This is a genomic window from Paenibacillus methanolicus (assembly GCF_008124765.1).
GTDB classification, from domain to species: Bacteria; Bacillota; Bacilli; order Paenibacillales; family Paenibacillaceae; genus Paenibacillus_Z; species Paenibacillus_Z methanolicus.
Genome location: NZ_VNHS01000007.1, coordinates 158853 through 171405, shown reverse-complemented (window position 1 = coordinate 171405; position 12553 = coordinate 158853). Strand labels below are relative to the sequence as shown.

6 protein-coding genes are annotated in these 12553 nt (G+C 57.4%); 2 read left to right on the top strand and 4 right to left on the bottom strand.

The genetic code is table 11. The features are described from left to right. Positions 1–14: 14 nt before the first annotated feature. Positions 15–440 (top strand): hypothetical protein, encoded by a 426-nt coding sequence (locus BCM02_RS19030; protein ID WP_148930708.1) that lies wholly within the window; start codon positions 15–17, stop codon positions 438–440. A gap of 49 nt (positions 441–489) precedes the next feature. Beyond that, on the top strand, positions 490–885 hold the full coding sequence (locus BCM02_RS19025; protein ID WP_148930707.1) for a hypothetical protein: 396 nt from the start codon (positions 490–492) through the stop codon (positions 883–885). A 355-nt stretch (positions 886–1240) separates the two neighbouring features. Here the strand turns inward: BCM02_RS19025 and BCM02_RS19020 are convergent, their stop codons facing one another. The 4 genes from BCM02_RS19020 to BCM02_RS19005 all read right to left on the bottom strand — a co-directional run bounded on the left by BCM02_RS19020 (position 1241) and on the right by BCM02_RS19005 (position 12413). Beyond that, positions 1241–7438, bottom strand: coding sequence for a 5'-nucleotidase C-terminal domain-containing protein (locus BCM02_RS19020; protein WP_187434301.1), 6198 nt, complete (start codon positions 7436–7438; stop codon positions 1241–1243). Positions 7439–7824: 386 nt separating this feature from the next. Continuing rightward, complete coding sequence (locus BCM02_RS19015; protein WP_148930705.1) at positions 7825–9135, bottom strand: ABC transporter substrate-binding protein; 1311 nt, start codon at positions 9133–9135, stop codon at positions 7825–7827. Between the two features lie 9 nt (positions 9136–9144). Further along, the gene (locus BCM02_RS19010; RefSeq protein WP_148930704.1) at positions 9145–10650 is read right to left on the bottom strand and encodes a helix-turn-helix domain-containing protein; all 1506 of its coding nucleotides are present in this window, start codon (positions 10648–10650) and stop codon (positions 9145–9147) included. 23 nt (positions 10651–10673) lie between these two features. Further along, positions 10674–12413 carry a cache domain-containing sensor histidine kinase gene (locus BCM02_RS19005; RefSeq protein ID WP_148930703.1) on the bottom strand — a complete coding sequence of 580 codons (1740 nt, stop codon included), beginning with the start codon at positions 12411–12413 and terminating at the stop codon, positions 10674–10676. Positions 12414–12553 lie beyond the last annotated feature (140 nt).

Here is a 12553-nt window from a genome sequence, read left to right as displayed (position 1 = left end):
CATGCTGCGCATTAATGATCGGCATCGCTTCGCTTCTGTGGCATTACAAGAAGCAGGTGCGACAATCGGAATCCGCCCTGCTTCATCATCTGTTCGCACAAGAGGGAATTCCCGTTCACGACCACAACGTTGTCATTCGTATCGATTATGCGCAACCGGCCTATAAAGTACTGGACGAATGGTTATCTTCGCGAGCGGATTCCGGTCCTGCGACGTTCGTTATCCTGTTGACCGCCCCTGGCTGGCTATGTCAAATCAAACGCAAAAGCTGGGATGCGCGCGCCTGGATCGTCGATGCCTCCGCATGTCATCCAGTTTGGCACGCGCTGCTCTCTTCACCTTACACGGTGTTCGAATTAATCGGCAATCAACGCCGTTATTACACCGACCAGCAACTGTTTCTGGAACAGACAAGGCAAGAGGCTATCGCCGTCTCTTAGCGGCGATGGGCGTTTCGTCTCCGAACCGTCATATAAAGAGGTGATCTACATGACAACCGCATTAACCGGACAATTGGTCGTAGCCGAGAAAGTCGATTTTGATCAAGAGCTGAAGTGCCATACCATCGTGAATATCAAAAACCGCATTGCCGTCAACACCTATCCGGCTGTCGCGCTCGTACACGTCTGGATCAAGCTGTGGTTGAGCACGGAACCGCGTCACTCGGTCATGCTAACCGTCTACAATCCGGAAGGGGAGACGCTGATCGACCATCCGATCGAACACATTTCCAATTATCGCCCTGCCGGTATGCCGCCTGGCGTCGACATGCAGCGGGAGCTCCGTATCATTGTTACGCAACCTGGGATTTACCCGATTGTCCTGCGCGATTCCCATAAGAACGTGATCGCGGAATACCCGCTTTACATCGCGAGAGCCTCATAGAACAAAAGGGGTTCTCCCCTTCAGATCCCATTTCTCCCTCCGCTGCAATGCTGTCAGGTTAAGAGGGCTCCGCCCTTTTGACCCGACTTTTGTTGCTCCCTCCTCCCACCTCCTCCGCCGAGGAGGCTCCAAAGGGCTTTGCCCTCTGGACTCCCGTCTTCGTGCTGCCACGATGGTTCGCGGTCGGCGGGAAGGCTTGAGTGTGGCATGCTTTTATCCTGACGGACAAAGCTTCAGTGGGTTTTAAGTCCTTCTTATACATAAGCGTGTTGGAGCGTGATAACCGCTGTACGCCGGTGCCTAAAAATCAAAAAGCCTGCCGGAGCGGACTCCGGCAGGCTTTCTTGCTATCTATCTAGTTGATGAATCCTACATGCTTCAGCAGACGGCCCAGCATGACCGCGGCTTCCGCGCGCGTGGCGTCGCTGCCCGGCAGAAGTTTGCCGCCGTTGCCCTGGAGCACGCCGATCTCGATGCCGAGCGCGACTTGCTCTTTCGCCCAGCCGCTTACTTCCGCGACGTCGGCGAATGAATCGATTGACGCAGCATGGCTAGCGAAGCTGCCGTTGCCCGTTGCCGTCAAGGCACGTGCAATCATGACCGCGATTTCTTCGCGCGTAATGCGGGCGTTCGGACGGAAGCTGCCGTCCGCGCCGCCTTGGATCAGGCCGGCTTTCACGGCTGCGCCTACCGCGCCTGCATACCATTGGCCGGCGGCCACATCCTTGAATGCCGCTCCGCTCGCCTCTTCCTTCAACCCGAGCGCCCGTACGAGCATGGCGGCGAATTCGGCGCGCGTGATCGCCGCGTTCGGCGAGAATGCAGCGTCGCTCGCGCCATTCACGATCAGCTTCGAAGCGAGCAGCTCCACATTGGCCTTCGACCAATGACCGGCAAGATCGACGAATGTCTTGGAAGAAGCTACGACCGCATAGATACTGTTGCTGTTGCGTTTCATCGTGATCACGGTTTTGCCGTTGATCGTATCGAATGTAGCCGGAACAAAGGAAATCTTCCCTGTCGTCTCGTCATAGACGACGGCTGTGGCGCGGCTTGGGTCGACCGTCTGCTCCACCGTGATCGAACGGGATACGTACACGGTGCCGAAGTTGTTCAGTTCGGTCGATTTACCTCCGCCCGTCGCCGTGATGCCGAAGCTGACCGGAGCGCCCAGCACATCGCCTACGGCATTCGCTGCGTCTGCCACTTTAACGGCTTCCTGCCCGGTCAGCGGCTCGATATTCACCGAGATCGCGATTTGATCGCCTGGTACGCCCATGCTCTTCGAGAGTTCAGAGATCGAGAGGACGGATACCGGCAAATCGTAGGACAGGTTATCGGTTTTCACTTGGATAATAAGTCCGCTCTTCGCGCCTGCCAGCGCCGCAGCCGGCAGCTGAACGACCGCGCTGCCGTCGACCGCTCCCAGATTCAAGACAACCGTCGTGGCGTCGGCATGCTTGGCCGCCTGCTCCACCGATTGCTTCAGCTCTTCTTGGCTGACTTCCAGCTTCGATACCTTCTGACCGTTCGCCTTCGTCTCGGTCTTCAGATCCTTCGGATCGATCGCGAGCTCGACCTTGCCGCCTTCCACGGACGGTGTCGTCGGCGTGGTCGGTGCTGGCGTTGGCGTCGGGTTGGGAGTCGATGGTACGACTGCGCCTTTGTTATCGACGATCCGTCCTTCAAGCGCGATGTTCACATCGCCGACGCGCTTCAGATGGTCGATAAACACTTCATAATCCGGCATATACAGCTCATAATAGCGGCCTGCGGCCTTCGCCTGCTTCAGCGAGTAGTAGAAATCCCCGCCGTCCGCCGTGAAGGAGTTCGTCGCCAGCATGTAATACGCGTTCTTATCAATGGCGCTGTACGTACCGTCCGCATTCTTGATTTGCACGCTCAGAATGCGTTCGCCTTCCTTCGTAATCTTCGCCGCAGTCTGGTCGATCACTTGCTTCGCCTTCGTCGAATCGAAGACGTACTTCATGCCGGAGACATGCGGGAAGCCGCCTTTCTCCGCCGGCGCATCCGAGACGCCGTTCTCCAAGGCCGAGATCAGCTCTTGCCCCGTTACTTTCAACGCGACGATGCTGTTATTGTACGGCAGCACCGTGCGCACTTGCCCCATCGTAATGTCGCCGGCCGCGATCGGTCCGCGAATGCCGCCGCCGTTCTGGATGGCGACATAACCTTTGACGTTCGCAAGTTCGGCAGCCGGCACGAGATTGGTGATTTTCTCTTTCATCGCCGCCGTCATGCCGTCCGTGATGAGGTTGCCCAGGTTCGTCTCTTGTTTGCGAACCAGACGTTGTTTGTTCGCATCCTCGTAGACCAAATCGACCAGCGACTTGCCGACCTTCTCGCTCTTCATGGCTTCAAGCTCGCTCGCATACGTCGCAAGCTTGGCTTTGGCCGCCGTATCTTCCGCGTATTTCGCGACCTCGAGCAGCTTGCCGTCCCAAGTCTTCAGAACGCCTGCCGCATCGAAGCTGGCATCGATCTGGCCCAGGAAATCGCCATACTCGCCGGTTTGGACGATAATGGTTGGTTCCGCCTCCGCATGCTTCACGACGGGAGCCGTCAGCTTCGTGTGGCTGTGCCCGCCGACGATGATGTCGATGCCAGGTACTTGCTCCGCCAGCGTGATGTCGAAATCATAACCGAGGTGAGTCAACGCAATGATTTTGTTAATGCCTTGATCCTGCAGCGATTTAACCGTCGCTTTGGCGGAATCCAGGTAATTATTAAATTGAATCGTATTGCCCGGCGAAGAAAGTCCTACCGTCTCTTCCGTCGTCAGACCGAATACGCCGACCTTCTGGCCTTTCACGTCGAGAACGACGGCCGGATAAATCTTGCCGTCTGCGACCGGATCGGCTCCTGTGCTTCCGCCGATCTCGTTCTTATAGAGCGCGTTCAATCCTGCATTCGCGCCGTAATCAATGTTGGCGCTGACGATCGGGAATCCCGCCGTTTTAATGAAGCTCTCCAGCGCGGCCGGCCCTTTGTCGAATTCATGATTGCCCGGCACCATCGCATCGTAACCGATCATATTCATGAATTCGAGATCGGCCTGGCCGCTGAACTTCGTAAAGTACAACGTGCCCGAGAACACGTCGCCGGCATCCAGCACGATCGCGTTGTCGGTCCGGTTCTCTTTGATCGCGGTTACCCGCTTCGCGACATTGTCCAAATGCGCATGCGTATCGTTCGTGTGCAGCACGCGAAGATCGAACGACTCCGTTGCAGCGCCCTTCAGATCCACCTGCACCATGAGCGGGTCATGGTCGGATACGCGTCCGCGGTCTTCCGGGAAGTCCGCGTTCAAGTGAACGACATCCGCCGTGCTTGCTTGGGCGAGATTGCGGCTCACCAGAATATGGTCCAGCGTCTGGGAGTTGCCGTCATACGTGTAGGAGTAGCGTTCGTTCGACGGCAGCGCGTCGATCATGTTGACCAGCTCGCCACCCTTGAGAATGTCCAGCGTCTTCGTGAACTGGAAGTCGTTCAGATCGCCCAGCACGACGAAATTGGCATCGTCGTTCTTCGCGATCACGTCCTTGATGAACGTATTCACCGCGGTTGCAATCTGATGGCGCTGCGTTTCGCTGCTCAATACCGGCGGCTGCGCGTTGCCGAACGGCTGCGTATCTCCGCCTTTGGAGTTAAAGTGATTCACGACGGCGTAGACATGCTCGCCATTGAAGACGAATTCGCCGACCAGCGGCTTACGGGAAGCATTGAAAGCCGCATTCGTCGGATCAATCCGGCCTGGATTCACATTCAATTGACCCGAAGTTTCGTTATAAGCAACCGCCTGCGTAGATCCGCCGGCCGCATTCGCGTCGCTAGGAGCAAGGGTTACGCGATTCGGGTTGTACAGGAAGCCGACGCGGATATTGCCGCCGCCTTCGCCGCCATCCTGGTTGTTGACCGGATCGATGTTGGTGAAGCTGTAAGCCGGTCCGCCTTTCGCCGAGATCGCGTCGGTCAGCGCCTTGAAGCTTAGATCTGCGGCTACCGTGCCGTTGTTCTCCGCGCCGTTGTTGTCCTGTACCTCGATCAAACCGATAATATCCGGCGATTTCAAGTTGTTGACGATGGATTCCGCGATTTTGTTGATTTTCTCCGCGCCCGAACCCGGGTGGAAGTTCTCCACGTTGTAAGAGGCAATCGTCAGCTTGTCCGCCGCGGGCGCAAGCGACGTCGCTTCTTGCTTGAAGGACCCCTTCACGATGGCCGGCAACCCGTTCAGCTTCGCAATGACTTTGTAATTGCCGCTGTTGTAGCCGATGACGCCCGTGACGTCGCCGTCGAAGTAGTCGCCCGTTCCCAGCTCCATGCCCGGGTTCTGCGCGGCGATGATCAGACGCTGCGGATTCTGGTTGCCCAGTTCTTTCAGAATGAGGCCGCCGGCTGCCGTCACCGTATCCGGCGTCGTATTCTCGACGCGCGTCGCGATGTTATAGAAAGAACCGCTTACCCAATACGGACTGATAATTGTAGGCGATGGCAGCTGGACGAGCATGCCTTCCATCGACTCGTAGAAGTCCATGGCGTCTTCGCTAGCGTCGAACGTCGTTAGGCCGTCGTTATCAATAACCGCCGTAGGAAGCGCGCGGCCGTTCTTGCCCAGAACGACGGGGGCCGGCACTTCATGATCGTGGCTGACAATCTCGACGGACGACACGTTAGAGATCTGCGTCGACGTCATGTTCGAGGAGCTGCCCTCGTTGTATTCGCCGACCGTGCCCGTTACGCGGACCAGATCGCCGACCAAGGGCTTGTTGCTCTCATAGGTCGTAAATACATAAATGCCTTCGGACGTCGCGATATTGGTATCCGGCGTCGCATCTTGGATGTAGAAGCCTCTGAAGGAGCCATTGGACGCGTTATAGCCGAGCTGCGTGACGACGCCTTCGATGTTCTCGACGACTTGGCCGTTGAAAGGCGACGCGTGCGTCTCGCCTTGAATATCGCGAATGCGCGGCAGATCGCTTGCGATATAGGCGAAGGAGAAAACTTCCGTCGTCGCATCGCCTTTCACCGCGATCGCTTTGATCGTCGTATCCGCCTCAATGGCGATCGGCGCCGTATACGCCGTGCTGCTTGCGGTTGGCGTCTCGCCATTGGTCGTGTAGTAGATGGCCGCTCCCGCTTCCGGAGAGGACAGGACGACCGACTTGCCTTTAATAATGCGGCCTGCCTCAGGCGAGGCTTGTACGGACAGCAAGTTCTCCACCAGCGCTTCGTTGCTGAGCGGCACGAATTGATGCGTGCCGTTATATTCCTGAAGCATGCCCGTGATCCGTTCGAACTTGGCCCCAACGACAAGCTTGGACAGCGAAGAATAGATGGTGAAGCTCGCGTCGCCTTGTTTGGCCGTCACGGTCGAGCCGTTCTTAGCCGCGATTTCAACGTTCTCCATCGCGAGCAGCTTCGCTTCGTTGCTTTCGTTCAGTTGAGCGGCCGTCACAAGCTGCGGGGCCGGAGCGCCTGCGCCGGCTTCCGTTACGCTGTAAGTCAGGCCGGCGACCGGCTTCAGTTCCTGCAAGCCGTTATAGATGTCCATGACGCCTTGAACGGACACTTTATCCCCGATATTCGCGAAGCTCGGGTAGCTGTAGAGCACGATGGCGGACGAAGCATCCTGGATGTACGTATTGCTGCCGTCGATATGCGTGACGACGCCTTCCGTCCACGCATGCTTGCCCTTCTCGGCAAGCCGCGCGGCCGCGATGTCCGACTTGGCCAGCACGGTATATGCGTACGACTTCACTTCGCTGTTGGCCAGGTTCTCGGCCGTTGCATACGTATACAATGTCATCGCTTCCTGGATGACGATGGGCGCCGTATAGGCTTGATAGGGACCTTCCGCGCCTGTCAGCGAATAATAGATCGTCGCATTTTCCGTCGCCGACGTCAGCGTGATTGCGGTGCCAGACGGCCAAGCATTAGGCGCGACGTTAACCGCGACCGGACTTGCTTTGGGCACGGTCGATACGCCGGAGACCGCGATGTCCGCCATGCGGCTGTTGCCGGTCGCGGCCACGGGATTCGCATCGTCCGTCTTGACGCGCGCGCTCGTATAATTCAACCAACGGACAACCACTTCGTTCGCATCCGCCGCTTCCGAAGGAAGATCGAACGAATAGCTTTTAATGGCATTCGTCTGCTCGAATGTCGCCACATCCGTGAAATCCGCGCCATTGACGCTGTACTGAAGCTTGAAGTCCTTCGGCGACGTGTCCGTTCCGTAACTTCTGAAGGCGATGGACAAGTCGCGATACCCTTTCGTATTCAGCTTGGCTTGCCAGTAACGGTTCACCACGTCCCAACCGTTGGTATAGACCGTTTTGCTGGAAGCGGTATACGACAGCGTTCTGCCATCGCTAACCGCGAACTCGCTAACGCCTTTATTCGCATTGTTGCCGTCCGTGGCCTTCAGATCATCCTTGGACGGAAAATTCCACACCGCGATCGGCTCTTGGACATCTGCCGCGGATACGAACGCGTTCGGGGCATACGGGAATATAATTGCTGCAAGCATAAGCAAGCTCATTGTCATACCGAATAACTTCTTTTTACGATTCAACCACGTATACAAAGCATTACACCTCTCTCTTCATTCTTCTTGCTGTAACCTGACTCTCCGGTGACCGTCGATTCGCATTGCATATACATTGTTCTGCCGCGCTTACCCTCCCTTTTACAACAAGAGATCGCAAGTCAACTAGGAAACAAGCACTACTAAAGTTACAGGGGAATGATTAATTTACATGCCGAATATTGTTGAGATATTATTAAACATCCAAGTTAATCTGTCATTATTTGCAATAAAACAACAAAAAAGCTTGATTTCTCAAGCTTTTCTCAACATTGCTTATCGCTGCCCGATATCGCGCATTCGATTAGACTCTAGCAATCCGGTTTCGTTCACTCCTGCGTTAGCGCTTCATGCAGCTCCTTCATATACATCTCCGGCGTATAGTCGCGGTTGGCGACCAGCAATTGCGCGTTGTCCCATGCCGTCTTCTGGGCGGCGGGCGTGAACAACGCTTCGAACCAGAGGACGCCGTTCTTGACGCCGCCGATTTTCTCCTGCACCATCTGGGTCAGCGGCGGCATCGAAGCCGGCAGGCGATCGACTTGGAAGCCGGTTAGGAAGCCCATCTCGTTCATCGCTTTGTCGCCATAGTTGCTGAACACGTGCTTCATCCAATCCTTCATGTTGTCATTATAGGCATCGGCGGAGAACGAGGTCGTCAGCCCCGCGTTCATCAGCCAGTCGTCCAGCGTGCCGGCTCCCCCTTCGACGAGGGGGATATTGAAGAAGCCGATCTGATCGGCGCCGATTTTATTTTGACTCGGATCGTTGAAATCGCGCAGGCTCCAGCTGCCCGAATAGTACATCGCCGCCTTGCCCTGCAGGAACAACGAGGCCGCGGTATTCAAATCCGTCGTGTTGACGTCGTCGCCCAAATACCCGTTCAGTCCCATGCGCTGGACGACGCTCGCCGCCTCGACGAAGCCCGGGTCGGTCACTTGGAGCTCGCCGCTGGCCACCCGCTGCATAACGTCATAGCCATACAAGCGGATGACGTAGCCGTTGATGAGCCGCGTAATCGGCCACTTGACCGTGCCGGCGACCGAGAACGGCTGGATGCCGTTCTCCTTGAAGAGGGCGGCCGCCTCCAGCATCTCGTCCCAGGTTCGCGGTTCTCCCAGCCCGTATTCGGCGAACAGCGCTTTGTTGTACCAGAAGCCTTCGATATTCATCTCGAGAGGCAGAGCGTACAGCCCTTTCCCGCCGACCATCGACTTCAGCAGCTTCACCGCCGCCGGATTCAGTTTCTCGTACAAGCCCAGCTCCTTGAACGCCTGCTCGATATCCAGCACGAAGCCGTTATCCGCCAGTACCTCCAGCGGCTTGCCGGACTCGAAGGAGAACAGCTCGGGCAGATCGTTGCTCGCGGCCAGCAGCTGGATTTTCTGCAGCAGATCGGTCGTATTGACGTTCTCGAATTCATAGCGAACGTCCGGATGCGCGCGGCCGTATTCCTCCGCCAGCTCGCCGATGATCTTGGCGCTGCCCTGATAGTCCAGCATGGACGACACGTATTGAATCGTCTGCGTCTTGTCTTCCATCGTGTTCTGCCGAGGAATCCCGCCGGAGCCCGCCGCGCATCCCGACAGCTGCGCGCCGATCAGCAGCGCGAGCACGAATAAACAGCATTCCCTCATCATGTCCGACGTCTAGCCTCCTCCGTGCTTGAGCTCATGCTGCTCCCGATACTGGCTTGGCGTGTAGCCGTAATGCTTCTTGAACAGTTCCGTGAAATGCCGGTACTTATAATACCCGACCTTCTCGCACACTTCATTGACCTTAAGGCCGCTCCGCAGCAGCGTTTTCGCATGCTCCAGCCGAATTCGGGTCACGTACTTGATGTACGAGGTGCCCGTCTTCTCCTTGAACAACAGGCTGAAGTACGTGGCGTTCATGCCGACATGATCCGCGACGTCCTGCAAGCTCAGATCGAGATGATAATGTTGCCGGATATAGTCCTGCGCCTTCTCGATCGGCTGATGCTTCGGCGCCCGTCGCGCTTCCTCCGCCCACTGCATGAGCGTCTCAATATGGCGCCGCAGCCACGCGAACATCGCTTCCCTGTCGTGCATGCCGCTCAGCTCCCGATGCTGGACGGCAGACATTTTACCGGACGGTCGCGAATCGATGCCCATCTCTTTCATCACCTGCATACCGATATAGGCCAACTTCAGGATCTCCTCCTCCGCGCGCTCGGGGTCCAGCCGTTCGCCGGCCATCCAGCCGTTGAACGCCTCCAGTTGTTCGATCAGACCGGCTTTATCGTTCGTGCGCATATGGAAGAGAATCGCTTCTTCGCGCTCGGACATGCCGCCCGGATCGGCCGACGCCTCGCCGACATGCTCGATCCGCACCCACCCCGGCTCTTCCAGAAACCGGCCGTATCGCAGCGCCCGCTGCGCTTCCAGGTAGCTTTTCCTCGCATCGGAAGCGTCTCTATAGGTCTGGCCGGAGCCGAACGTCTCCGTCATATCGGCGGTCGCGGACGCCAGCTCCTCCCAGACCGTCTCAACCGGCCACTCCGCATGCGCAAGCAGCACGGCCCATTCCGCGCCAGGCTTCATGACGATATGGCGGCAGCTCAGCTGGGCGCAGAAGACGTGCGGGGAGCTCGGGAACGCGAGCACGGAGAACGCCTCGACCCGATCGGCCTCTTCGCCGAGGCATGCGCGGAACCGATCGGCCCCTTCCGCCCCGAGCAGCAGGTCCATCGCGGCTTTCGCCAGCAGTTCCTCCCGGCTCTCGGCGAGCCGGTCTTCCAGGGCTCGCACCTGCTGCCGCTGGCCGAGCTTCCGCATCGCGCGCGCGAGCGCCTCCTCCACCTTCTCGATCGTAACGGGCTTCTCTAGATAATCGACCACGTCCAGCTTCATCGCGGTCTTAATGTAATCGAATTCGTTAAATCCGCTGAACACGATGCACATCGTGCCCGGCTCCTCATGCATCACCTGCTCGATTAGCTGCAGGCCGTTCAGCCCCGGCATCCGAATATCGGTCATGACGATGTCCGGCTTCTCCCGGCGGATCAGCTCGAGCCCCTCTAAGCCGTTGCCCGCCGTTCCCGCGAGTTCGATGCCGTAGCCGGCCCAGTCGATATTATCCTGGAGTCCTTCCAATACGATATATTCGTCGTCAATCAGAACCGCCTTTAGCATGCATGCCGCCCTCCTTTTCGTCTCTATAAGCGGAACCGGATTTCAATGGTCGTTCCCCGGTCTGCCTCGCTGTCGATCGTAAACCTCGCGCTCGGTCCATAATAGAGCGCCAATCGTTCCTTCACGTTGCCGATGCCGTAACCTTGATGGATCGCCGCCATGTCTTTGATGCCGATGCCGTCGTCCGCCACGACGAAGGTGACGACGCCGTCCTCGAGGCGTCCGGTCAACCGCACGGTCCCTTCCCCGATCTTGGGCTCCAGGCCATGGTAGATCGCGTTCTCGACCAGCGGCTGCAGCAGCAGCTTCAGCATGTCCAGATGCATCAGCTCCGGCGCCACGTCTTGAACATACGTGAACCGGTTCTTGAAGCGCAAATTCTGAATCGTAATGTAATGCTCGATATGCTTCAGCTCTTTGAACACGGGGATCGTCTCCCTCCCCTTGTTGAGGCTGAGCTTGAAGCTTTCCGACAGCGCGACGGCCATCTTGGCGATATCTTGGTTCTTCTGCTTGACGGCCATCCAATAGATCGAATCGAGCGTGTTGTACAGAAAATGAGGCTTGATCTGCGATTGCAGCGTCTGCAGTTCGGCCTCGCGCTCCTTCAGCTGGGCATGGATGAGCCGCTCCTCCAGCTGCTGGTTCTCCGAGGAAATCCGCTTGAACGTCTCGCCGATCGCGCCGATCTCGTCCCCTTCGAAGGAGACGAGCTGGGTCTGCGCCCCGGAACCCTTCGACCAGTCGACCATCATCTTCTTGATCCGCAGCAGCGGACGGATAATGCTGCCGGATAAGATCAGGGACAGCAGCATCGCCACGGCCGCGATCAAGGCGGCGAACACCCACGTGATGCTCCCGATCCGATTAGCATCCTTCAGCAGCGCGCCGCTCTCGACGACGTGCACCAACGTCCAATCCGTCGTCTTGTTGCGGTAGCCGATCGACAGATAACCTTCGCGGCGGAGCTCGTCGAACCAGGCGTCTTCGGACATTCCCCCGTCGATGCCTCCCGTCGCGCCCGGCATTTCTTCATACACGGGCCGCATGCCGCCGCCTGTCGCGTCCAGCACCATGAAGCCGCCGTCCTCCGTCTCGTTAATCGCTTCTTGGAACATCGACGTCTTAATATTAATGACCAGCATGCCGAGCGGCTGGAACCGGTACGGATCGCGCAGCAGCTTGACGCTGGAGAACGATTGGCCGCTCGCCGTCCCTTGAAGGACGTTTGAGCTGAAGAAGACTTCCTTCCCTTTGGCCGCGGTTACCTGCCGGTACCAGTCGCTCGATTCGATCTTGCGCTTGCCGTCTTGCGTGACATAGTAGCCGGCGTAGACGTCCGTGCTGCCGTAGCAGGCGGATTGGAAACCTCGGTCGAACAAGCAGATCGATTCGACATACCGGGTATCGATCAAGTTCGTCACGACGAGATTTTGCAGCCGGGTGGCGGTGCGTACGTCAAGCGGACGGCCGCCGGCATAGCTCGCCGCCAGCTCCGCGCGCAGCTCGTTGTTCGCGAGAATGAGCCGGTGCATGTTGATGACGTTGCGCAGGAGCAGATCGGCGACTTCGCTGGCGGTCTTCAAATTTTGCGCGTTGGTGGTCAAATGGTTCGACACGATCGTCGATCGCGAAATATTCGTCGATATAAAGCCAAGCAGGAGCAGCGGCGGAACGGACAACATGACCATCGCGGCCAGTATGCGCGTTCGCAGCCTGCGCGGCTTGAGGCGCAGCCATAGTTGGCGAAATGAAAGCTTCATCTTGGAACCGCCTTCTGTATCAATTGCAATCCTTTCTATTGTAAGCGATAACACGTCCCTTTGGTCCGGCAAACAAGAAGTCAACCGACGCCTTGGAAAATAAACAAAAGAAAACAATGGCCGACAAATAGCCATTGTCT